Here is a 24035-nt window from a genome sequence, read left to right on the forward strand (position 1 = left end):
CCGAATGTCCGGGCTGCTCCTATGCTGATCGGTTAGTATCGATAGTTGAAGCCGAGCCAGACAGAGCGTCCCATCTGGTAGGGATTGCTGGATGTCGTTGCTGTGTGCGGCAGATCATCAAGCAGGTTCTCGACCCGTATATCCAGAACACCGCGGCCTGCATCTGTGTCAAAGATTTCGAGCGCTGCATTCAGGTTGACGGATGTGTAGGGATCAATCGTGATTTCATCGAACACATCATAGCGGACACCATCAATTTCGATGTTCTCATACGTATCATCGATGGTTTCATATTCGCCGCGATAATAGACGCCAACCGTCGTGCTGAGACGTTCCTGAAACCATTTGGATGACCAAATCACAGAGGCAAGGATCGGTGTCGCAAAGTCTTCGGTGTTGGTGATCTCGTAGAGCTCCTGCTCCGTGATGATACGGCCATCATAATAGAGCAGGTCTTCGACGAGCGCGTCTTCATCGATCTCGTCAAAATAGTCGCCAATACCGCCTCTGCGATGGGTTTCAGACCAGGTCAGAGACGCCGAAAGCGCATGGTTCTCATAGCTTCCACTCCACTCGGCAGAAACGCCATTATATTCGCTCTCACCGTTGTTGGTGACTGTATACAGCCGTGTCGTTGTACTGGTGCCTGTTTCCTCATCAAAGGTGACTGTATCAGAGGGGGAGCGCGCAAACTCATCCTTTCCATCGCGATGAACCGCCTTCAGTCGGAAATTGCCGTTGAAGGGGGTTGGGATTGTCAGAGCGGCTGTCAGTTCGTCGCTGAACGGGGTATCCAGCGCGGCCTGCGCATAGTCTGTTGAGCGAGTATGGCGGGTCAGATACCAATCACCCGGTGATACGACGCCATTTTCATCGACGACGGCATCGCGTTCATAGCTATAGCTGTCTGGATATTGAGAGCGGATGGCGTAAGCGACCATATTTTTCGCGTAATAGCGGTTCGCACCGAAGGTGAGGAACCAGTCCGGGCGGAACTGCCAGCTCGCGGACACACGGGGTGCGAGGTTATTATTGTCCAGAAAGCTGTCATGACTATAGCGCAGACCACCGCGTAGTGTGACATCTGCAATATCACGCTCATACTCCGCCCAGAGCGCTTCGTTCGTGACATCGACTTCGGCGTCATAGGCCTGATAAACCATACGGCGCGTCAGGAAGACTTCATCTTCAATGCATGCAATTGTATCGCCATTGCAATCAAGTGGGGATGCCACCACGCCGCTGAGGAATGCGTTGCTATCCACACTTCTGATTTTTTCGAGACTGGTGTCGCGAACTTCTCCGCCGAGCCGAAGCAGGCCAGACGCCAGAGCGCGCTCTGCCCTGAATTTCAGAGCGTAGTCCTCTTGCGTTTGGTCGAGATCGCCGAACCCTCCTGAAGTGCAATTGGTTCTGGAACACCAATCAACGGACGGCGCAGCAGATGGCCAGGAAAAGTTGTTCTTTCCATCCCATTCGCGTTCCGTATTGGATTTGGAAAATGAAAACTGGCCTTCCCAGTCCCAACCCGCGTGAAGGCCTGACAGTTTAAGGTATGACGACAGGCCATCGGAGTGGGTTTTCTGATAATCCTCGGTTCTGTTGTCACTTTCAAATTCGCCAACATACGGGCTGATGCTCACTTGCCCCTCAAATGTCAGGTTGGGGGTGATTTCATAAAGCGCTTTGAGCAGAAAGTTTTGTGAGGTGTCGCTGCTATCGAAAGGCGTCCCGTCATAGGTTTCATTCATCTGATAGCCGACATTCGATTGCGCGCGTGTGTAGCCGGCCAGCAAGCTGAAATCTTCAGTAACGGGAAGGTCTGCGGTGATTGAATATCTCTTGATGCTGAACTCCGGTTCAGCCTCTGCCACCTCGCCGTCCTCACCGCGATACTCATCTGCGACTTTATAGCTGACGAGGCTTTCGTCCTGGTAGGATGAGGTGATCGAAACCCCAAATTCCTTGCCTGGCTTTCTAAGCTCATACTCGACAACCCCACCGGTGAAGTCGCCATACTCTGCAGATATGTTGGAATCACGTACGGTGATTTCTCCAATCAGGCTCGGATCGACGTAAAAGGTCTGAGCCGTCTGGCCTGCGACTTCGTTGAGTGCTGCAGGGTTCGATTCTGTCACGTCTCCGATGGCATTCGCCTGAACGCCATCTACCATGATGTTATTATTGTAGTAATTGCCGCCGGAAATGACGAAATCAGATGGTCGGATGTTCTGCAGATCTGACTGTGTGACCCGATTGGAATTGAGGCTAAGCTGAACGTTTGGCAGCTTGCGTAGCAGCTCCGTCGTGTCGATATCGCCCTGATTTTCCGCCTCGATCGATTTCGCACTTATGGTCGAGGTGCCGGTATCGATTGGATCGAAACTTTCATAGGCCTTTGCCGGAGCATCGTCTTTTGCTTCGGTCTCGACAATGTCGATTTCACCGAGATCAACCGGTTCGGACGCCGTGCTTTGCGCAGATGCTTCGAAACTAGCCAGCGCGATCACGCCGACTGTGCCCATCAGCCAGACTCGTTTCATGTTTTCCCCTCTGATCGGTTTTGCCGTTACGGCAATGTGATGTGGGAGGGGGCGTACCAAGGTGAATCCATTTATGCAATTGCGAATAAGTCGCAATAACAAGAGTAAACGTATTTATTTTCAGATTCGTGCAATCAGCGGTGATGCGGACTGCTGGATTTCTCCATTGAGGGGAGGTCTTCCATCCCCTCAACAGCTCCTCTAGTCGAGGCTCGCGGCGTCGAGTTGATCGTCGCTCGTCAACAACAGGTAGAGGCAGGGAACAATCAGCAGTGAGAGAATGGTCGACATGACCAATCCGAAGACGATCGCGTAACACAGAGGGGCATACATCGGGCTGCCCAGTGCCAGCGGAACCAGACCGACAATGGTGGTCAGGGATGTCGTCAGGATGGGACGCAATCTTTGCGCTGCGCCATCAGCCGCGGCTTCCTGCACACTCTTTCCGGATTTGAGCTCTGTATTCATGGTGTCGACCATGACAATGCCGTTGTTCGCGACAATGCCGATGAGGGAGATCACACCGATCACGGCAAAGAAGGACAATTCAAAGCCGAACAGCCAGAAGCCAAGGAATGTGCCGATCAGCGCGAGTGGCATGGTGGTCATCAGGATGAAGGCCTGGCTGAACGATCCGAACACCAGCACCAGAACGCCGAAGACGAGGATCAAAGCAAGGACGAGCATAATGCCGGCTGATCCAAAGGTCTCGGCGGTTTCCTCTGCCTCGCCTTTGATCTGATATTCAAACCCATTCGGCCAGTCGGCGGACATCTCCTGCAGTTTAGGCTCGAAGTCGCTCAGAATGGCGCTGACACTTCTGTCTTCTGTCTTCGCGAGGACGGTGATGGCACGGCGGCCTTCCGCGTGGATGACAGAGGTCGGCGCTTCTGAAATGCGCGGTTCGAGCAATTCGAACAAGGCGACCGTTTCTCCCGACTGAGTGAAGGCGCGAACCGAGACAATTTCCTCCATGGTTCGCGGGCTACCGCCTTCGCCGTGTCGACTTTGCCAGTTCAGTCCCAGATGAATGTCGAGGTCATCTTCTGGCCCCAGCGTGACAAAAGTTCCGATTGGATCATTTGCCAGGGCAAAGCGGAGCTGAGCTGCGAGGTCCTGTTGGGTGAGACCAAAAAAGTCTGCGGCCTCACGAATGGGGACCAACGCGATTTCCGACTTCGAGGCACCGAGATTGTCTCTGACATCGCTGGCCCCTTCCACCTGTATCAACTCGTTCTGAACGGAACGTGACAGACGCTGGAGTTCAGACAGGTCATCGCCGGTGATCTCGATCTGGATCGGATCTCCTGTATTCGGGCCGCTTGCTTCCTCGGCGATCACGATGGATGCACCCGGAATGTGCTCGCTGACATATTCTCCGAGCTCCGAGCGCAGTTCATTGGCAAGCTCGAAACTGGTTGCGTCCCGTTCACTGCGTTCCTTAAAGCGGATCGAATAGCCGATATAGTTTTCGGCCTCGACAGGTTCGAGCGCGCCCTCGGTTGCGTAGGAACTCTTGCGGCCGACAAGTTTGATCACGCTATCGAAATACGTTTTCCCGGTCAGAATTTCGCCAATTCCATCTGCGACGTCCTGCGTTGCCTCCAGGGTCGTGGAAGGCGGAAGTTCCAGATTGATGCCGAGCGTCAGTCCGTCCGTCTTTGGATAAAGCGTCACCGGTATACGTGAGCCAGCGAAGATTGAGAGGACGAACAATAGCACCGCGCCAGCGACAAAGGCGCCTGCGATCTTTTTTGACCGAAGCGGAAGCGCAAGGCTCCAGCTTTCAAGGCGTCGTGAGAGCGAGCCCATAATGCGGTCGGCTGGTGTTTCTTTCACGTCTGCGCCGCGCTTGGCGACCGGACCCATCAGGAAACGCGAAAGGGGAACGCTGGCGAGAAGCGCAACGGCAAAGGCCATGATCAGACATGAAATCGCAGTGACCGGAAGGACGCGGATGAATTTTCCGGAAATGCCGCTGATCGCTGCGAGCGGGGCGAGCGCCAGAATGGTGGTGAGCTGGCCTGCAAAGGCAGGCATGCCATACTTTTTGATGGTCGCGAGTGCGGCCTGTCCGAAGGTCTTTTTCTGCGAATAAATCTCGTCATGAATGCCTTCCATCATCAGGATGAAGACATCGACCAGAAGGCCCAGAGCCAGCACCATGCCGATGATGACGAGTTCGTTCAGCGTGTATCCCAGTAGCCAGACAATCAGCATGGTTCCGGCAAATGAGATTGGAATGGAAAGCCCGGCAATCAGGCCTTCGCGCCATGTGAGAATGAGGAACAGGATGACGAACACGGCCACCATCGCCTGAAGTCCGTTGACGAAAACATTGGTGAGCGAATCCCAGATGTCTTCGGAATTATCCTGCGTCACCTCATAATTGAGACCGTTGGGCCAGCCAGAGCCGTTTCGCATGGTTTGGAGTTCTTCGCGAATGTCACGAATAACCTGAATGGTATCGGAGCCTGGCGATTTGGTGATGCTGATTTCGATGGTTTCTTCAAAGGCTTCACCGGACTTTGAGAAAAAGGCGCGGCTTTCCTCGGTTTCGAGCTGGCGTTCCACCGTCGCCACTTCACCAAGGCGAACCGGGCGGACATTTTCATAGCTGCCCAATCGCGTGATCGGCAGATTGCGAAGATCATCAATGGTCTTGAACTGGCCTTCCAGACGAACAACCGCACCAATGGTTTCACTGCGGATCTCGCCAAAAGGCTGATCCAGATTGGCATTGGAAATGGATTGGCGCACCAGCGAGGGGGAGACGCCGAGCGCCAGCAGGCGCTGAGGGTCCAGAAGGATCTGGACAATTTCCTTGCGCGAACCGCCAAGGTTCACTTCATTCACGCCGCTGAAGGTTTCCAGCCGGTCTTCAATCTCTTCGGCAATCTGGTTCAGCGTCGCTTCGGGAGCATCGCCGTAAAGCGCCACCGTCATGATCGGGCGGTCATCGACGGACACCTGCTGAATGCTTGGCGCATCGATGTCGGTTGGCAGGTTGGCCTCGGAATCAGCGACAGCGTCCCGCAGGGACTGCATGGACGAGTCGGTATCCTGATCGGCCTCAAACTCGACGGAAATGACGGAAAAACTATCAAAGGACGCAGACGAGAAGGTCTTCAGGCCTTTCAGTGTTGCGATCTCGTCCTCGATTTCCTGCGTGACTTGCTCCTCGACGGTTTGCGGGTCGGCACCCGGCCATTCCGTAGTGATGGTGGCCATCGGGATCTCAAGATCTGGCAGCGATTCCTTGGTCAGGCTGAGATAGGCAAACAGCCCGCCACAGACGAGCAAGACGGTGAACAGAACGGCAAACGTCGTCCGTAGGAAGAAAAAGCGCTCATACCAGCTGGCATTCGCGACTTCCCGGGTTTCTTTCACGCCATCACGTTCGATGAGCTCGCCGTTGGATTCCTTGCTCATCTCACTCACCTGATGATGCTGTATCGGCGGCAAGAATGCGCACGGCACTACCGTCAGAGAGGCTGGATTTGCCATCGGTCACGATCTGCTCTCCAGCCGTCAGTCCTTCGGTGACTTCCTGGAACTGGCGTCCGCGAAGCCCGAGCGTGACCGCACGGCGTTCAACATGCGATCCATCCGGGCCGAGGACGAAGACAAATGGTTCGTTGTTCTCAAAGCGTAACGCTGTCAAAGGCACGGCCACCGCATTCTCGGCATTCGGGCCAAGAATCCAGGTGGTGACAAAAGCGCCATCCTGCAGGCGCTCTGCTCCCTGAACCGTGCGAACTTTCAGTGAGAAGGTCCGGGTTTCCGGATCAACTGACGGGCTCTTGGAATAGACCACGCCGCGCACCTGATACGTCTCCGGTGCGTTCGCTGGCGCTGACGTGCTGACACTCAGGCCTTCCTGCTCTGGCACGATCAGCACCGGGCGTCCTACCTCAACGCTGCTATAGGTGTAGGAGGGCAGGTTCACCGTGATTTCGAGCGTCGAGGTGTCGACGATGACGACAGGAATGGTTTGCAGGGCGCTGGCCTCGTTCGTGCTCTGCACCTGCTGTGGAGAGAAATACTGGCCCTGTTCGATATTGAGCCGCGCAAGAACGCCATCGATCGGCGAGGTGATCCGCGATTCCTCGACGCCGACATTGGCGCTGTCGTACTGAGCTTTCGCCGCAGCGATCTGAGCAGATGTGCCAGCCAGCTGGCGTTCAGCCTGTACTTTGGCTGCGCGCGCCTGTTCCAACTGCACGCGTGCTTCTTCGACTTCCTGGGGCGAGGCAGAGGTTTTCTCGAGCAGAACCCGGAACCGCTCATAAGTGTTCTCTGCCAATTCGAGAGAGGCTTCTGCTTCTTCCAGTCGCGCTTCAGCGATGGCGCGTTGCGACTGGCTTTCGACGACATTGGCCTGTGCGTTTGCAAGTTCCGCTTCCGGACGGTCCTGCTGTTGATAGGCGATAAGCTGGCCTTTTTTAACCGGATCGCCCTCCTTGATGTCGGGATCGATATAATCCACACGCCCGGCGCTTTCGAAGGTCAGAAACTCACGTTTGACCGCGCGCGCGGTGCCCTCGCCAAAGACAAACGTTTGCACATCACGTGTCTCTGTTTCGACAACACGCACAGTCGTTTTTGGCTCAGAGGCCTGCTCGGCCTGCGTCGTTGTCGAGTCCGGCTGGCCGCTCTCGCTGCCGCACGCGCTCAGCAAGGCAGCAAGACACGCAAGCGCGCTCAGTTGAAGATGTTTCACGGTGTGTCCTCCGATGAGGGCTGAGAGTCTGTCGCAGTGGGAGACAACGCGCCGCCGCCAAGTGCCAGATGCAGGTCGATCCTGTTTTCGAGGCGTGCGCGGCGTGCTTCAAGATATGCGCTTTTGGCTTCCAGAGCGCGCTGCTGGGATTCCAGCACGTTGATATAGGGCACCAGGCCCTCCTGATATCGGTTCATATTGATGCGTTCGGCTTCGGATGCGGACTCAAAGGCGCGCAATTGTGCGGCTTCGCGCTCTGCAAATAGCTGCTCAAAAGCGAGCGCGGTCTCAACTTCCAGAAAGGCATTCAACACGGCCTCCGCATAGGCTTCAGCAGCCTCGCGTCGTGCGGCATCAGCAATGTTGATATTGGCGATGATGCGACCGCCCTGAAAAATAGGCTGGACGAGTTGCCCGGCAATCGACCAGACCGAGAAATCATTGTCGAGCAGGTTTTCAAGCTCAGTGCTTTGCGTCCCGTAGGACCCCGTCAGCGAAATGGATGGAAAAAAGGATCGCTCGGCCGCTTCGAGGCGAAAGACAGACGCGCGCAACGCTTTTTCTGCCGCCAGCACATCAGGCCTTCGCTGTAGCAGTTCGGATGGAAGGCCCGCCGGAATTGGCTTCAGGCGCTCCGGGAGTTCAGAATCCACTGCTATATCGCCCGTAGGGTAGTCGCGGAGCAGAAACTGTAATTGCCGCTTTGCGCTTTCCAGCGCTTGTCGCCTTTGCTGAAGGCCGGCACGCGCGCTTTCAAAGTTTGAGATCGAAAGTTGCTTATCGGCTGGCGCCCCAATCCCGATATCGGCGCGGTTGGACAGTTGTCTTGCCGTCTCTCCGAGTGCCGCAACCGTTTCTTCCGTAAACGCGACCTGTTGCTGGCCTTCGACTACGGCGAAATAGGCTTTTGCGGTTTGCGCAGCGACAGACTGGCGGACCGCGCGAAGGGACTCTTCGGCGGCGAGCAATTCCTCGACGGCCGCTGCTTTCTGGTTCGCGATACGGCCCCAGAGATCGATTTCCCAGTCGACATTCAGCTGAAGCGCAAAATTGTCATTCTCGAACGAGGTTGCCGCATTCTCGCCGCCGCCAAGAAAGCCGCCGAGGCCAGAGCCTGCCAGAGATTGCTTGCGCCGAGAGGCGTTAAAGGCACCGGCAAGCGTAGGCAATCGGTCGGCGTCCACCAGGCGTACCTGCTGATAGGCTTGTGCCGCCTGCGCTTCGGCCTGCGCGATTGCGGTGTTTTCCAGCAAGGATTCAGCGATCAGCTGGTTCAGAACCGGATCATCGAACGACAGCCACCATTCACCTTCGACCCGGGTTGGGTTTGCCGGGGCGGCCCAGTCCTGTGGAATGGCAATGCCATCAAGCGCGGGTGTCGTGTCCGGCTTTGTAACGCAGCCGCTCGCGCAAAGTGCAAGACAGGCTGCTGATGCAGACAATAGCGGTTTGCGGAGCAACGAAGTGATCGTTTTCACGTTTGTGCATCCGTTTTCAGTTTGTCTGCTACGCCGCGCCACATCGCCAGTCCCAGTTCGATATATGTCTCCAGCTCGCCCATTTTTCTGCGAGCCTCTTCATTGTCGAGTTTTGACTTGCAGGACTGAATGAAGGTCAGACGCTGCTCCAGGTCCCGGACGCTTTTTTCCGCAAGCTGACCATAAGGGGATTGGCGCAGGATAAAGTGCTGTTCGCGCTTGCCGCGTAAACCGACCCGCTGGATCAGCTGCTTTTCCTCCAGAAATCGGGTGTTTGTGCTGACGCTTGCTTTGCTGACATCCAGAATTCTCGCGATATCGGCCGCAGAAAGTGGCTGGCTCGCCAGCACCAGAACGGCCCAGATCTGCCCGGAGATGCGCGGCTCTCCATGCATGTGCGCACGAAGGCCAAGCCATTCGATGAATTCGATCTCGTGAGGTGCGAGATCCACCTCTTCAGACATTTCGTTGATCAGCATTCGACAGGTTCCGTTCTGGTTCAGTCATGACTGAACAGACTGAACGCTGTAACGACCCTATCTGCTTATGGTTCCTTTTTGAACGCTGGATTTGTGACGTTTTGTAACGGTCAGCCTGTCAGGCTTTGCTCAGTCCCAGCTGTTCTGCGAGCCATGACCGAACATCGTGCAGATCCCTGCGCACGGTACGTTGAGACATGCCCAGAACTTCTGCGGTCTCTTCTTCACTCATCCCGGCGAAATAGCGCGCATCAAGAATGCGTAGCCAGCGAGGGTGTTTGATCTCGAGTTTTTGCAAAAGATCAGAGATTTCGATGATCTGTTCCGGGGATTCTGCATACTCTGGAAACAGTCGTTCGGCTGTGTCTGCGTTCGCCTTGCTTGCGCCGTTCTGAGCCTGTCGCACGCGTGCGCGAGCGTAGTCTGTAATGACGTGACGGATGGCGAGTGCGGCACTGCTCATGAAGTGTTCGTCGGAAACAAATTGCTTCTGCGTACGAAGCTTCAGATAGCTCTCATGCAACACATCGATCGTCATGAGAGAAATCGTCTGTGGTGAGCGACGCCGCTTGGAGCGCGCAATCCGCAGCAATTCTTCATAGTGATTGTCGAACAGCATGCCCGCCAGCTTTTGCTGATCTTCGCCGTAAGCTGCGGATGGATGGGAGGACTCATCCATAATCTGCTTCCTTAAATCTGACGTCTGAAATGGCTTTGGAAGCGAGCCTACAGCCCGAATAAAGAAAGTCGAAAACTTTTTTGGCCGGTTTTGTGTGCCTGGACCGTAACTATAGGTGTAATCGCGCAGCAGGGGACGCACGCGGTCGCAAAAGGGGAGACGCTTTCGAGCCGTCTCCCCTTGTTTTTTGTAGTCGGGTATCGACCGGTCAGCCGGCTGCGTTTTCTCCGGAATAGCCAAGCGCGGCATAGAGCTCCACGACGCTTGAGGCGAGTTGTGCGCGTGTGTTGATGATGGATTCGCGACGTGAAATCAGCGTTCTCTGCGCATCCAGCACATCGATGAAGCTACTCAGCCCTTCGCGATAAAGTGCATCCAGTTGCCGGTAGGCTGACTCGCTGCGTTCAACACCGATCTCCTGCTGTTCCAATTGACGCTCCAGCGCGTCAATCTGGGTCAGGGCGCTCTCGACCTCCACGACAGCTGTCAGAATGCTGGATCGCCAGCTCACGAGCGCAGCTTCGGCGCGGATGCGCTGGGCTTCGACTTCGGCTTTGCGGCGACCGGCGTCAAAAATCGGCAGGTCCAGACTCGCTCCGACGCTCAGGATTGCTGACGACAGGAGGTCGCCATTGCCTGCCGACGCAGATATTTGTCCCGGCAAAGTGAGCGACGGATAAAGGTCTGCCTCTTCAACGCCAATGCGCGCCAGTTCTGCAACAAGCTCAGCCTCGGCGGCACGGACGTCCGGACGATTTCTGATCAGGTCCGCCGGAATGCCGGGGTCAGGATAAGATGCAAACACCGGTACCGTTTCGTCGATCTCGTTCAACTGGGTATCGACAGGTTCGGGATACCCGGCACGAAGGAGATTAAGCGAGAAAAGCGCCGTTTCGCGTGCGGCTTCGAGGGTGAAGCGCTGCGAGCGACTTTGGGCAAGGTCAGACGCCGCACGGTCGACATCAAGTGCCGGTGCGATACCGACTTCAAATCGTGCATTTACGATGTCGAGTGTGCGCTGCTGCAGCTCCAGTGTCGTATCGAGCAGGGCGAGGCGGGCACTGGTGCGCTTCAGTTCGATGTATTGCTGCGCGGCTGTCTGTGTGATCAGGCGCTGAATGTTCTGAAGATTGAAATAGGCCGCTTCGATCGCCGCTTGTGCAGCTTCGAGCTGACGCTGATTGCGACCGGCGATATCAACGTCGTAACTCAGGCCCAGCCCAAGTGACGTATTGTCACTGAGGCCATCGCCGTCCGACAGATCAAAGCTGAGATTCTCGTCCAGAAAGGCATCCAGCGTCGGAAAGAGATTGGCGCGTGTGGCAATCTCCTGCTGTCGCACCAGTGCAAGGTTCAGGAATGCGCTTTCGACATCCAGATTCTCGGAACGAACCGCTTCGAGCAACTCGGTCAGCGCCGGATCATCCAGCGTTTCCCACCAGGCCTGAACGGTCGCGTCAGGCTCTGGCATGTCCCAGCTTTCGGTGTGGTTCTCACCCACATAAGCGGGCGGCGTCTCGATCGCTGGGGCGACCGGATCAGGGCCAACAACCATGCATCCTGCGAGAGCCAAAACAGACGTGCCGCCCAGGCAAAGGGCCGTAATTCTACGCAACATCAGACGGTATTTTCCCTGCTTTGGTCGTGAGCATGGTCGAGCTCTTCTTCCAGCTTGGCATGATGCGCGCCGCGGGTTGAGCTGAACTGAGCAACCCAGAGATACAGGATCGGTGCGAGGAAGAGCGTGAACAGCGCGGCAAGGCCGAGACCGCCAAAGATCACCCAGCCAATTGCGAGGCGCGCTTCAGCACCTGCGCCAGACGACAGGATGAGTGGCAGAGCACCCAGCGCGGTCGACAGCACGGTCATGGCAATCGGGCGAAGGCGGACCGTTGCGGCTTCAAAGACGGCATCGCGAACGCTCCTGCCTTCATTGCGCAGCTGGTCGGCAAATTCGACAAGCAGGATTCCGTTCTTCGCCATCAGCCCGACCAGAAGGACAAGGCCGATCTGCGAATAGATGTTCAATGACGTACCCGACAAAAGCATGGCGTAGATGGCCGCCGCCAGACCGAAGGGCACCACCAGCATCACCACAATCGGGCTGGTCAGGCTTTCAAACTGGCCCACAAGCACGAGGAAGACGATGACCAGCGCAAAGCCAAAGGTCAGAAGCATGTCATGCGAGGTTTCCTGAAGCGTTTCCGCTTCGCCTTGCAGCAGCATCTGAACGTCATCGGGCAGGGTGGCGTCCGCTATCCGCTCGATCTCCAGCACCGCTTCTGCAAGCGGAACGCTGGTCGCAATGTCAAAGTCGAGATCCATGGCGCGGCGTTGCTCGATCCGATTGAGCTCTGCGGCGACCCCTTCTTCTGCAATCGAGGCCAGGCTCGAAAGCGGGATCAGATTGCCGGAGTTCGACCGGACAAACAGATTGTGCAGGTCGGATGGTGATTGAATGGTCCGCGATTCCGCTTCGAGCATGATCGGGATGGCCTGATCACCAATGCTCAGATCGATGAGGTCTTCGCCGCCGACCATGGACCGCAGGGTCAGTGAGATTTCGCTCAGCGGGACATCAAGATCTGCGGCGCGTGCCCGATCCACATTGATCGAAAGCTGAGGCTGCGTCGGCTGGTAGGAAATCTCCGGATTGGAGAGAATGGTCGACTGCGCTTCAACCGCGTCTGACAGCTCACGCGCTGCGCCATAGATATAGCTGTAGTCATTGCCCGTCAGCGCAACGCGCAGACCCGTCCGACTGCCGCCGCGCCTTTGCAGGCTGGAGCGTCCGAAGACCGAGACATTGGCGCCCGGAATATCGGCCATTGGACCACGAAGTTGGGCGATGATGTCAGACTGGCTCAAGGTGCGCTCTTCCCATGGCGCGAGCCGCGACGAAATCAGGAGACGGTTAGGGTCAAATGCACCAACGACCGTATAAACAGAGGTAATATCGCCGCTGTCGACGAATGGCTGGAGCCGGTCTTCGATCAGCCGCGCCTGACGTTCCATATAGAGAATGCCGACACCGTCCGGGCCCGTTGCAAAGATTTCGACCGAGCCGCGATCTTCCGGTGGGACGAGCTCATTTTCCAGATTCATGAAGGCAAGGCCAGCGCCGCCCGCGGCCAGAATGCAGATCCCGACAACCACTACCGAGAGTTTCAGGCACCATTTCAGGCAGCTGGCATAGATGTTCTGCAGGAACAGGCCGAGCCGCTCCAGAGGTGACTTCTTCTCTTTCTTCGTCGGATCAACGAATTGAAATCTTGCAGCGATGGCGGGCGCGAGCGTGAGCGCGACGAAGGATGAAATGATGACCGAGAAGGCGAGTACGAAACCGAACTCGCGGAACAGGCGGCCCGTTTCGGACGGGAGAAATGAGATCGGAACAAACACAGCCACAAGCACGGCTGTCGTGGCTATGACCGCAAAAAACACCTGTTGGGTGCCGATTGAGGCCGCAGCGTATTTCTTCAGGCCGAGTGATTGCTGACGCTGAATATTCTCCAGAACGACAATCGCATCATCCACGATCAGGCCGGTCGCAAGGACGAGCCCGAGCAGGGTGAGCAGGTTCAGCGAGAAGCCCATTGCCCAGATGCCGGCGAGCGTGCCCACCAGCGCGACAGGAATGGCAACGCTTGGTACAATCGTGGCCTTGAAGGAGCCTAGGAACAGCCAGATGGCCGCGACCACGATCGCAACGGTGATCAGAAGGCTGGTGACGACCTCTTCAATGGACTTGCGAATGAAAACGGCTTCTTCGGAGGTGATGCGGATGCTGATATCGTCATAGCGGTCATTCAGCATCGGAACGCGCTCCCGAACGGCATCCGAGATGTTGATGGTGTTCGATTGAGCCTTGCGCACAATGCCGAGACCGATCGCTTCTTCACCATCCACACGCAGCAGGCTTTCGGCATCGGCGGGCGCGAGCAGCACTTCGGCGACATCGCCGACTTTGACCGGGTCGCGAATGACGACATTCTTGACGAGTTCGGGTGTCGTCGCCGCGGCTTCTGCACGGACGATCAGCTCCTGATCAGCGGACCGGAAACTACCAACTGGCACGTCATAAGGTGCCTGACGCAGAGCGTCTGCCACGTCACTGATGGTGAGGCCGAACCGGTTGAGGCGCAAGGGATCGATCAGCACGCGCATTTGCTGCTGACGAATGCCAAATTCTTGAATGGAGGCGACCCCATCAACGGCCAGAAGTTCAGGGATGATGTTCGTATCGACGATGCGGGTCAGCTCATCGAGTTCCAGCGCCGTGCTGGTAACAGACAGGCGCATGATGGGCTGAGCATCATTGTCGGCTTTGGCGACTTCGACATTCTCGACCCGGTCCGGCAATTGCCGTGTGACCCGGCTGACCGCTTCGCGGACGTCAGCCGCAGCAGTGTCGAGGTCGATGCCCGGATTGAATTCAGCGCGGATGCGGCTGTTGTTTTCTTCACTCTGTGACTCGATCACCCGAACACCGGAGACACGGGCGACCGCGCCTTCAAGGATGCTGGTGACTTCGGCGTCCATGGTTTCCGGGGCGCCGCCAGGCAGGTTTGCGCGCACGGTCACGATTGGCCGGTCGACATCCGGCAGTTCGCGCACGTCCATATCCAGCAAAGCCGCAAGCCCCGCAATCACGATCATCAGATTGAAAACCGCAATCAGAAGCGGGCGTTTTACCGCCAGTGCAGCGATGCCGCCTCCACCAGAACGCTTCATTGGGTTGCTCCCATGACGTTCGGTGTCTCTGTGTCACGGCGCATCGTGGTCTCGACCGTTGGCGCCGTATTGCCAAGACCTTCAACCTTTACGCCTTCGCGCATTTTCTGAATGCCTTCTGCAACGATCAGGTCTCCGGGCTGAACATCGCCCTTCAGAAGCACGCGGCCTTCCTTGCGAGAAACAATCGTGATCGGGACGCGCTTGGCGGCATCACCTTCAACGGCCCAGAGATAGGCGCCATCGCCGCCCCAGCTGATCGCGGCCTCAGGTACCTGAGGATAGCTGTTTCCGGGAATGCTGAGCGTCATGCGAAAGCTCATGCCGGGGCGGAGCTCGTCTGATGCGTTTTCCACGGCTGTCCGGATGGTGAAGGTCCGTCGCTCGGGCTCAATCCGCGTGTCGAGCGTTTCGACGGTCGCCATGATCTCCTGTTGTTCCGCCGCAAACGGCGTGATCGGGATCTGCGTGCCTTCCTGAATGCGGCCGAACACCTGCTCAGGGACGGAAAAGTCGACTTTCAAAACGCCCCGATCATCCAGCTGAGTCAGAACGGTGCTGGTTGTGACGCGCGCGCCCGGATCAATATCCGTCAGCCCGACATATCCCTCAAAGGGGGCAAAGACGGTTCGCCGCGAGAGCGCTTCTTCAGCAAGCTCCAGATCAATACGCGCGGCTTCCACTGCGGTGCGGGCCTCATCAATCTGGCTTTCTGAAACCGCTTCGGGCACGTCAATGCGTTCATAGCGCTGAAGCAGCTGTTGGGCGTCCTTGAGGGTTACTTCCGCGCGTTCGACGGCAAGTCTCTCATTTCGGCTGTCGAGCCTTGCCAGGACCTGACCGGCTTTCACCTTCTGGCCAGGTTGAAAATTGATCGACTGAACCTCGCCATTTGATTCCGGGTAGATCGTAGCGGCCAGGCGTGCGCGTGCCGTACCGACCGACTCAATGTTCTGGACATCTTCGCCGGTACTGACTTCCTGCAGCACAACGCGTATCGCCGAAGATTCAGGACGTGCAGGTTCGGTCTGCGATGAGTCAGAACATCCGGTCAGAACAGCGCAGAATGCAGCCAGAACACCGGAAAGTAGAATTGCACGCTTAGCCAAAAGGGATCGCCTTGTGTCGTTAGTTTTTCAGTCTCTCGTCTCCCCCCGCGGACTTTGGCTTTCCTCTAGGGGAGAAACCATAAAGTTGTCGAGTTCGTTGACGGTCCGGATCGTCATTTGAGCCAGAAATGTGGCAAGAATTTCAACACTTGAGCACAATGTTCTTACGCTAGGGTAGAAACATGGTGCTGATGTATCAGTGTGTACGCAAATGCGGCGGTTTTCGCTCTGTCTTCACGAAAAGTTGAATCAGGTGGATCTGGAATGCCCGGATTTCATCTTCGCTGGCCGAGAATGCCGCAGAATTCGTTTCCGGCAGGTCTGAGTCAGACTGACGCTCCCTCATGAGATCATACAAGGGAGGACACAGTATGGCACTTTCCGGGGGAATACCGACAGCGACAGAGCTTGCAGCCGAGCAGCGCCGCTCCTGGCTTCCGGCCTGGGGAGAGTTTGCGCACCGTCTCGCCTTTGGCGATTTGCCGGGGGCTGTGATGGAACACGCCAAGCTGGTTCTGCTCGATACGATCGGTGCCATTATTGCTGGCATGCAAGAGCCTGAAATGAAAGCTCTGGTCATGCGCACAGAGCTGACAGGCCATTCAGCCCTGATCGGTGGTGCTCAGACGGGGGCTCCACAGCAGGTCGCGCTTTTGAATGGCACGGCGGGCACTATGCTTGAGATCGACGAAGGCAATCAGTTCGCCCGTGGTCATCCGGCAATACAGGTGCTGCCTGCGCTTCTGGCGGTCGCCGCTTCCGAGCGATTGTCCGGACAACAGCTCATTCGGGCGCTGGTCCTGGGGTATGAATTCGGTGCACGGCTGGGCGCTGCGTCAAAATTGAATGTGGCTATGCACCCTCACGGGACATGGGGCGCACCGGCTGCGGCTCTGGCCGTCGCAGCTTTGAGGGAAGCATCGCAGCCCTCTCTCGTGCAGACTGTGAATATCGGATCGAGTTTTGCCCTATCGACCAGTCGACGGACCATGCTTGAAGGCGCGACCGTCAGAAACACCTATTCAGGTTTTTCAAATCTCATGGGCATTCTTGCCTCTGATTTTGAAAGGTCTGGCTTTACCGGTGAGGCAGATGGTGTGGCATCTGTTTACAGCGGCATTGTAGCCGATGAATTTTCGCCTGATGTCATGCTGAATGGCCTCGGCAGGGATTGGGAGATTGCCCGAAACTATTTCAAGAGCCACGCGGCGTGTCGCTACACGCACAGTGCGCTTGATGCGCTCCTGCAGATCATGAGCGATCACGCGGGGCGCCTCGTTGCAGATGCAATCGAAGCGATTGAGGTTGATACTTATATCTGGGCGGCACAGCTCAATAATTCGGACCCGGACAATATGCTGGCAGCAAAGTTTTCGCTCCCCTTTGCGCTGGCCACGACGATTCAGCACGGCGAGCCAAATCTGAATGCATTTCGCGCGGACGCGATTGCTGATCCGGTCACGAGAAAGCTCTCCCAAAAGGTGAGGCTCCGGGAGGATGTCAGCATGACAGCCATGTTACCGGACAAACGGCCTTCGCGCGTTTGTGTGCATCTGAAAACCGGAGAGGTGCTCTCTGCGCAAACATTCACAAACAGAGGGGATGCCGAAAGTCCCTACAGCCGTGACGACATAATTTTGAAGTTCAGGAAGAATGTTGCGCCCGTCTGGGGTGAGGGAGCCTGCGAGGCCGTCATCGACGACGTGATGTCTATTGATCAGGCGAAAAACCTCGGCGCTCTGAACGAAAAGCTGTCACTCTGACACGCTCGCGCGATGTTCTGATCGTCAGGTGAATACAAGCCTGAGCAAAATTGTCAGGTTTCTTGACGCGCTCATGCTCGTCCCATGCGCAATCTTGGGAGGTGCATATGACGTTTTTTGTCAAACGCGATGAAGTTCAGCCGTCTGCAAAGCACTATAAGGACATGCCGCTCAGCCAGCGTGGACGCGCCGGCATGGACATCCTTGGTTCCATGCAGGTGTTTTCCTCCAGCACGTTGAGAGACACATGGAAAGATCGGTTCGAAGCAAATCCTGAAGTGGCCGAGCTTGATCAGATGGATACATCCGGAATGGATCGGGCATCACTGCGCGATCGGCTCGTCAGGGGGCGGACGATCGCTGAGTCCGATCAGTATTATCGCCTGGAGCGTTTCATTCAGCGCTATGTCGCTGAAGAGAATTTCAACCGGGGTATTCCAAGCGTTGAAGAAAAGCGGGACATGTTCGCAACGTTTGGTGCTCCGCCTTCAGGGGAGCCAAAGGGGTCTCTTGATCTGAATGAAGCTTACCAAGCGCCGGCCTATACGACCACAGAATGGCATCTGGAACCGGGCGGCTGGGACGGCTACGATCTTTACCCGGCCATGTTTGCCCATGCCGTCGGACCGCGCGTTTTTGCGCGTGGCGGATACGCCTATGCCATGGTCGGCGAAGATATTCGCAAGCACCGCATGTTTTTTGTCGATCAGTTCCCCAGGTCATCTTACGAGCGGATTGTTGAACTTGGCTGCGGTGCGTGCACCACGCTCATGACCGTGGGGCGCGCATACCCGGATGCCGAGCTGGCTGGCTATGACACCTCGCCCACGCTTTTGAAGACAGGGCACTCTTCGGCAGAATTGCAGGGCATGAAAATCGATCTGAAGCGTGAGAGCGCGGACGATGTCAGCGAGCCGGATAACAATTGCGATCTCGTCTATTCCTATGCGCTGCATCACGAGATTCCCAATTCGGTCAGCGAAAAGGTGCTGAGAGAAGCCTTCCGCATTCTGAAGCCGGGCGGTGACTTCATCATGTCGGACCTGCCGCCATTCCGCGCTGTTCCGTCTTTCAATGGCGTTCTGATGGATTGGGAGTCTGCCCATCGCGGCGAGCCTTTCTTCACGCAGGCCGCACTGATGGATCTCGATCAGACCATGCGTGACATCGGCTTTGTGGATGTCGAGAGCTACGGCATGGGCGAGCACGCCTATCCCTGGATCACGAAGGGGCGGAAGCCGGAATAATCATAACAAAATCAAATTGGGCGATCTTTATATGTCTACACAAGCAAATCTGGAGACGGCTGCTGATCCGGCGACCATGCTTCATGCAAAAGAAGGCCGTGTGACCTGGCTGGTTGCAGGTGGCTGGGGCATGGGCAGCTTTGCCGCTTCCACCATGTACCAGGCCATCGGCATCTTCCTGATGCACTATTTCGTCGAAATCATCGGTATTGCCGCAGTGACGGCGGGCGCGCTTCTCAGTGCTGTCCGGCTTTATGACGCTTTCATCGATCCTCTGGTGGGGACGGCAAGTGATTACACCAAGTCACGATGGGGACGCCGCAGGCCCTATATCCTTGCAGGCGGGCTGATTTCTGGTCTCTCCTTCATCCTGCTATTCAGCCTGCCGACCGCGGAAACCACACCGGCGATTGTCTGGATTGTGCTGGGTGTGCTTCTGATCAACACAACCGGCTACGCCATTCTGACGATCCCCTATCTGGCCATGCCAGCAGAGATGACGGACAAACCAAATGAGCGGACCTTTATTGTGTCTTTCCGCGTCGCCGGTATGGCGCTTGGGCAGATTTCCGGAGCGACCATCACATCACTGGTCATCGCAGCATTCGGAGGCGGTCTGATCGGGCATAGTGCCATGGCCTGGGTCACCGCACTGATCATCATTCTGGCGGCCATCGTCTGTTTCTGGCTGACGGGGCGCGCACCGAATATTGAGCGGGCTCCACCGCCGCATATGTCGATCTGGCAGAAATGGTCATCCGCGCTGTCAAACAAGCCGTTTCTGCTTCTGCTGCTGGTGAAGATGGCCAATCTGACGGGCGTGCATTTCTTCTTTGCGCTGATCCCGTTTCTGTTCGTCTCACACCACGGACTTGGCTATGAAGTCATCGGTTTCTTTTTCCTGTTTCAGGCCATGGGCATGTTTGGTAGCCAGCCATTCTGGGTGCGGGTCGCCAAGCCGCTCGGCAAGAAAGGCCTTTATTTTCTGGGCGCCGTGCTCTGGTCAGCCTGCGTAGCTTCGCTGGCGCTGGTCGATCCGGCAGGCAGCATGGCGGTGATCGCTGTTCTGGCGTTCACCCTTGGTATTGCGGCAGGATCTCTCCTGCTGGCGGGACAAGCCATGTTGCCGGATGCCATCGCCGCAGACTTTGAGAAAACCGGCCAGCGTCGGGAAGGCCTTTTTGCAGGTGTCTACACCACCGTGGAAAAGATATCAGGCGCCTTGGCGGCGGTTCTAATCGGCGCGAGCCTGACCGCTATCGGCTTTGAAGGCGGCGGTCATGGAGGTGGAGATGCCGGTGAGATGGCCTCGGCCGGGTCAAATGCGATCCTGTGGCTGGCGCTCATTCCTGGCGTATTCCAGTTCTTCAGTGCGATACCGCTCTTCTTTTATCACATCCCGAAGAAAGAAGAGGCACCTCAGTCCGCCTGAGGAACACCCTCTTCGATAGAAACAAGAAAGGCGCGCTCTGTCATCGGAGCGCGCCTTTCCTTTTGTGGTCAGTTCCTGAGGATTAAGGGGTAGGAAACCGCTCAGGACGTGACCGGACCTTCTGCTTGTTTCATCGCTCTGTTGAACGCTGGCATCAGCGTCAGGCTGAGCAGGAAGAAGCTGATCGGGACGAGGGAGTATGCGATGGTGATGCCGAGCAGTGCGCCATCTGTCTGCGCAACCACGCCTGTCTTGGAGGATTGGAACCCGGCAACCGACAGAACGATGCCTGCGACCATCGGGCCGAGCGCGAATGCAAGCTTTTCGACCGCAGACCAGACGCCCGCATAGCCACCTTCGACAGCGGCTTTCCCGCTGCGCGGACCAACATGCACCGTGTCTGTGAACAGTGACGTGATCAGCAGCACAAAGCCGGAATTGGTCACACCAATCAGAGCGCCGCGCACCAGAATGAGGAAATCCTTGCCGGTAATCTGGCCGAGCAGTGGAAGCGTCATTGAAATGTTCTCGCCAAGGTCGATGAACAGCCAGCTGATCGTCACCAGACACCATCCAAGGGTAAGAATGGCAAACAGGCCCTGCTTGCCGAGTTTGCGTGAAAGGCCGGGCCAGAGCGGCTGAGCTGACAGGCCGATGATCGACATGGCCAGCACAAAGCTTGGAAGAAGCGCGATATTTTCGGCCAGATAGATGAACACGAATGCGATCACCGTATAGCCGACCGACTGGCCAATATTTTGCAGCATGTGAACGCCAAGCAGAATACGAAATGGCTTGTTCTGCGCCGCGGCTGCGAGTTGTGAGCGGAAGGTTGGAATTTCGGCATCATTGGCGTGCGTGCCTTTCAGGAGCGGGCGAAGCAACAAGGCGCTGGCCAGCATGGTGCCGCCGCAAATAGCCGTAAAGACAAGCGCCATCTTGAACCAGCCTGCGGCGCCGCCTCCAAACCAGAACACCATGGGCTGGGCGAGACCAACGCCGAGGATCACGCCGAATGTCAGGAAGATCATACGGAAGACCAGAAGCTTGGTGCGTTCATGGGTGTCCGGTGTCAGCTCGGCAGCCACAGCGAGATAAGGCACAGAGAAAGCACTGAACGCCGTCATGGAGAGGGCGAACATGACGCCCATCCAGAGCGCAGCGATCGTTACGGACGGAAAGTCTGTGAAACTGAACAGGATCAGGAAGCCCAGCGCTGTAGCAAGCGCGCCTGTGACCAGAAATGGTGTGCGACCGACATGCGGCGCGGCGCGGTCAGACCAGGCGCCCATGAGCGGGTCACAACAAATCACCCAGAGTTTCGGAATGAGGATGACGAGCCCTGCGATCCAGGCCGGAATGCCCAGCATGGTTGTCATGAAGACCGGGAGCAGGGCCGCGGGTGTATCCCGGAAAATCTGTGCCCCAGTCTGGCCGATACCGTAGCGGACCATCGCGCCCGCGGTCAGCGTTTCGTTCTTCGCCTCATCATATGTGTTCATTTCTGGCCCATCCCTCGCCGGTGAAATGCAAATGCGAGATGCACCGTAGGCAGGCTGCGTGATTCAGATGCTCTGAAGACGAGAATATCCACTGTGCAGATATTTCAGGGGTTGCGGGCAGGCCGACTGCAAAAGAAAAGCGCCCGGCTCTTGTCCGGGCGCTTAATTTTTTATCGTATGATCCAAATTGGATCAGAAACTATAGCGAACCGTTGCGAGCACGCTGCGTGGGTCGATTGCGTAGCGCGGGTTCACGAAGGAGAAGCCGAAACCGGTCTGCCAGCCTTCTTCTTCCAGCAGGTTTTTGCCTGCGATCTGGAAGCGCCATGCATCGACTTCATAGGCAATATAAGCGTTGAGCAGATCCTGGGCCTTCACGAAGTCGATCGGGAAGTTATCCGGCGTCGAATAGTAATCATCGCGATAATTGTAGTCAGAACCAAAGCTCAATGTCCCTGGTCCAACCGGCAGGTCGACATCGAAACCAACCGAATACTGATAGTCCGGAAGGGATGGCAGGGCCTTATCGAGGATCGAGGCAACCTCGGAATCCGTGCCGGTATATTCGCCGTCATTCAGTGCGCCATTGCCCCAGAGAGAAATATACTCATTGACCAGCCAGGTTGCTTCAAATTCGATGCCCTTGATTTCAGCGTCATAGTTTTCCACGAGCCAGCCGCCATCATTCAGGCTGACAGCCTGTTGGCGGTCCTCGATCTCATTGAAGAATGCAGACACGTTGAGGCGCAGCACATCGAGGAAGTCGGCTTTCATGCCGGCTTCATAGGCTTTGGTCAGCTGCGGGGAAAACGGTTCTGCCAACTGGCCCGGTGTGGAAGCAAGCCCGTTATAGCCCCCGGACTTATACCCTTCGCTATAGGAAGCGTAGAGCAAGATGTCGTCGTTGAGCTTGTAATCAACGCCAACCTTCGGTGTGAATTTCGAATAACTGTCCTGGCTCGTCACATCGACGCCGCCATACACCGCATCAAGTTCTTTGTCTTCCGACGTGTAACGCCCGCCGACAATCACATCGAGCTTGTCGGTAAAGCTGTAGGTCACCTGGCCATAGGCTGCGATGTTGTCGGTCTTGATGGCGTAATTGCCTGCAGACGGTGCAAAGAAGATCACCGAGTTCATCTCCTGATCAGCGTCTTCTGTGAAGTAATAGAGGCCGGTCACGTATTCGAGCTTTCCATCCATCACGTCACCGGAAAGCTGGAGCTCCTGGCTGAACTGGGTCTGGCTGGAATCGCTGTCACGTTCAAAAAGGGCGATGTAATCGCCTGGTGCCCCGCCGAGATACTCAGCCGGAACGCCGCCGGAGAAATCCTGAAACCAGTAATCTTCCAGTTCGGAATATCCGGTGATGGATTTGAAATTGTGGTCGCCAAAGCTGTAATTCAGCGTGAAGGATGCACCGGATTGCTCCAGTTCAGCATCAGATTCCAATGGGGTGAGGACCGTATAATAATCGCCGCTAATCGGCACGATATTGCCGTTGTCATCGGTCATTGTGTTGACGGGCCACTGACCGTCTGAATCCCCTTTGAAGTGATACACATTCAGACGCATATCGAAATTGTCGTCCTCATAGATCACATCGCCAAGGATACCGAGCTGGTCTTCCGCGCCGACATCCTTGTTCAGTGTCGCGTTATACTGGCGTCCGCCATCGCGTGACTTGATCAGGCCGCCAATGGAGCCACGCCATTTGCCATCTTCTGTCAGCGGCGCGGAAAAATACCCTTTCAGGCGCTTTTCATTCCAGCTGCCATAGCCCACCTGGATCGTGCCGGTTGTGTCTTCGGCAGGCGACTTCGTGATGATGTTCACCGCGCCAGCCGATGAGTTCCGCCCATAGAGAACGCCTTGTGGACCGCGCAGCACTTCAATGCGTTCGATTTCAGCAAATTCCAGCAACGCGCCCTGCAGGCGCGCCATGTAAACATCATTCAGATAGAGCGAGACCTCTGACTCGGACATCACATAGCCGCCATCGGTAATACCGCCGCCACGAATATATGGCTTCAGAATGGATGTGCTGCCTGTGCCTGCGTCGAATTTGACGTTTGGCGCGATCCGCGAAATGTCAGCCGTCGACAGAATCTGGCGCTTTTCCATGGTTTCGGCGTTCATGGCTGTGACCGCGGCCGATACGTCCTGAAGACTTTCTTCCTTGCGCTGCGCTGTGACGGTAATCGTGTCCAGCTTGCGGCTGGCATCTGCCTCGGTGGACGCTTCCTGAGCGATCGCACTGAGCGAACCGAAAGATAGTGCGGTTGCCAGCAAAAGTGATGTTCCCAACGTCGATGAACGCATGACTTTTCCCCTCTGAATAATCCA

The 24035-nt window shown here is 56.4% G+C and carries 14 protein-coding genes; 3 read left to right on the forward strand and 11 right to left on the reverse strand.

The features are described 5' to 3' along the window. Positions 1 to 32 precede the first annotated feature (32 nt). From ACFQDM_RS09715 to ACFQDM_RS09755, 9 genes are all read right to left on the reverse strand, one after another. Positions 33 to 2543, reverse strand: coding sequence for a TonB-dependent receptor plug domain-containing protein (locus tag ACFQDM_RS09715; RefSeq protein WP_377378502.1), 2511 nt, complete (start codon positions 2541 to 2543; stop codon positions 33 to 35). 201 nt (positions 2544 to 2744) lie between these two features. Then, positions 2745 to 5975 (reverse strand): efflux RND transporter permease subunit, encoded by a 3231-nt coding sequence (locus ACFQDM_RS09720; RefSeq protein ID WP_377378504.1) that lies wholly within the window; start codon positions 5973 to 5975, stop codon positions 2745 to 2747. A gap of 1 nt (position 5976) precedes the next feature. Then, a complete protein-coding gene (locus ACFQDM_RS09725; protein ID WP_377378506.1) occupies positions 5977 to 7266 on the reverse strand; it encodes an efflux RND transporter periplasmic adaptor subunit in 1290 nt (429 codons plus the stop codon). After that, positions 7263 to 8744 carry an efflux transporter outer membrane subunit gene (locus ACFQDM_RS09730; RefSeq protein WP_377378508.1) on the reverse strand — a complete coding sequence of 494 codons (1482 nt, stop codon included), beginning with the start codon at positions 8742 to 8744 and terminating at the stop codon, positions 7263 to 7265. The genes ACFQDM_RS09725 and ACFQDM_RS09730 overlap by 4 nt, the downstream gene beginning before the upstream one ends. Beyond that, positions 8741 to 9223, reverse strand: coding sequence for a GbsR/MarR family transcriptional regulator (locus ACFQDM_RS09735; RefSeq protein WP_377378509.1), 483 nt, complete (start codon positions 9221 to 9223; stop codon positions 8741 to 8743). The genes ACFQDM_RS09730 and ACFQDM_RS09735 overlap by 4 nt, the downstream gene beginning before the upstream one ends. Before the next feature lie 118 nt (positions 9224 to 9341). Continuing rightward, complete coding sequence (locus ACFQDM_RS09740) at positions 9342 to 9902, reverse strand: ECF-type sigma factor (RefSeq protein WP_377378511.1); 561 nt, start codon at positions 9900 to 9902, stop codon at positions 9342 to 9344. A 208-nt stretch (positions 9903 to 10110) separates the two neighbouring features. Next, positions 10111 to 11520: an efflux transporter outer membrane subunit gene (locus ACFQDM_RS09745; RefSeq protein WP_377378513.1), complete on the reverse strand. Its 1410-nt coding sequence runs from the start codon at positions 11518 to 11520 to the stop codon at positions 10111 to 10113. Beyond that, positions 11520 to 14636 carry an efflux RND transporter permease subunit gene (locus ACFQDM_RS09750; protein ID WP_377378515.1) on the reverse strand — a complete coding sequence of 1039 codons (3117 nt, stop codon included), beginning with the start codon at positions 14634 to 14636 and terminating at the stop codon, positions 11520 to 11522. The genes ACFQDM_RS09745 and ACFQDM_RS09750 overlap by 1 nt, the downstream gene beginning before the upstream one ends. Next, positions 14633 to 15745: an efflux RND transporter periplasmic adaptor subunit gene (locus ACFQDM_RS09755; RefSeq protein WP_377378517.1), complete on the reverse strand. Its 1113-nt coding sequence runs from the start codon at positions 15743 to 15745 to the stop codon at positions 14633 to 14635. The genes ACFQDM_RS09750 and ACFQDM_RS09755 overlap by 4 nt, the downstream gene beginning before the upstream one ends. A gap of 371 nt (positions 15746 to 16116) precedes the next feature. On the opposite strand from ACFQDM_RS09755, the gene ACFQDM_RS09760 reads away from it, so the two are divergent. From ACFQDM_RS09760 to ACFQDM_RS09770, 3 genes are all read left to right on the forward strand, one after another. After that, positions 16117 to 17508 carry an MmgE/PrpD family protein gene (locus ACFQDM_RS09760; RefSeq protein WP_377378519.1) on the forward strand — a complete coding sequence of 464 codons (1392 nt, stop codon included), beginning with the start codon at positions 16117 to 16119 and terminating at the stop codon, positions 17506 to 17508. Positions 17509 to 17615: 107 nt separating this feature from the next. Continuing rightward, positions 17616 to 18755 carry a class I SAM-dependent methyltransferase gene (locus tag ACFQDM_RS09765; RefSeq protein ID WP_377378520.1) on the forward strand — a complete coding sequence of 380 codons (1140 nt, stop codon included), beginning with the start codon at positions 17616 to 17618 and terminating at the stop codon, positions 18753 to 18755. Between the two features lie 31 nt (positions 18756 to 18786). After that, positions 18787 to 20187 (forward strand): MFS transporter, encoded by a 1401-nt coding sequence (locus tag ACFQDM_RS09770; RefSeq protein ID WP_377378522.1) that lies wholly within the window; start codon positions 18787 to 18789, stop codon positions 20185 to 20187. A 101-nt stretch (positions 20188 to 20288) separates the two neighbouring features. Here ACFQDM_RS09770 and ACFQDM_RS09775 read toward each other — a convergent pair whose 3' ends face one another. Both ACFQDM_RS09775 and ACFQDM_RS09780 read right to left on the reverse strand, forming a co-directional pair. After that, positions 20289 to 21689 (reverse strand): MFS transporter, encoded by a 1401-nt coding sequence (locus tag ACFQDM_RS09775; RefSeq protein WP_377378524.1) that lies wholly within the window; start codon positions 21687 to 21689, stop codon positions 20289 to 20291. A 192-nt stretch (positions 21690 to 21881) separates the two neighbouring features. Continuing rightward, on the reverse strand, positions 21882 to 24011 hold the full coding sequence (locus ACFQDM_RS09780; RefSeq protein ID WP_377378526.1) for a TonB-dependent receptor: 2130 nt from the start codon (positions 24009 to 24011) through the stop codon (positions 21882 to 21884). Between the last annotated feature and the right edge of the window lie 24 nt (positions 24012 to 24035).

It is taken from the genome of Ponticaulis profundi, assembly GCF_042659465.1.
GTDB classification, from domain to species: domain Bacteria; phylum Pseudomonadota; class Alphaproteobacteria; order Caulobacterales; family Hyphomonadaceae; genus Ponticaulis; species Ponticaulis profundi.

Bases quoted from the DNA above. Each gene is read 5' to 3' on its own strand.
- ACFQDM_RS09715 (WP_377378502.1), bottom strand. From the start codon at position 2,543: ATGAAACGAGTCTGGCTGATGGGCACAGTCGGCGTGATCGCGCTGGCT.
- ACFQDM_RS09720 (WP_377378504.1), bottom strand. From the start codon at position 5,975: ATGAGCAAGGAATCCAACGGCGAGCTCATCGAACGTGATGGCGTGAAA.
- ACFQDM_RS09735 (WP_377378509.1), bottom strand. From the start codon at position 9,223: ATGCTGATCAACGAAATGTCTGAAGAGGTGGATCTCGCACCTCACGAG.
- ACFQDM_RS09740 (WP_377378511.1), bottom strand. From the start codon at position 9,902: ATGGATGAGTCCTCCCATCCATCCGCAGCTTACGGCGAAGATCAGCAA.
- ACFQDM_RS09745 (WP_377378513.1), bottom strand. From the start codon at position 11,520: ATGTTGCGTAGAATTACGGCCCTTTGCCTGGGCGGCACGTCTGTTTTG.
- ACFQDM_RS09750 (WP_377378515.1), bottom strand. From the start codon at position 14,636: ATGAAGCGTTCTGGTGGAGGCGGCATCGCTGCACTGGCGGTAAAACGC.
- ACFQDM_RS09760 (WP_377378519.1), top strand. From the start codon at position 16,117: ATGGCACTTTCCGGGGGAATACCGACAGCGACAGAGCTTGCAGCCGAG.
- ACFQDM_RS09765 (WP_377378520.1), top strand. From the start codon at position 17,616: ATGACGTTTTTTGTCAAACGCGATGAAGTTCAGCCGTCTGCAAAGCAC.
- ACFQDM_RS09770 (WP_377378522.1), top strand. From the start codon at position 18,787: ATGTCTACACAAGCAAATCTGGAGACGGCTGCTGATCCGGCGACCATG.
- ACFQDM_RS09775 (WP_377378524.1), bottom strand. From the start codon at position 21,689: ATGAACACATATGATGAGGCGAAGAACGAAACGCTGACCGCGGGCGCG.
- ACFQDM_RS09780 (WP_377378526.1), bottom strand. From the start codon at position 24,011: ATGCGTTCATCGACGTTGGGAACATCACTTTTGCTGGCAACCGCACTA.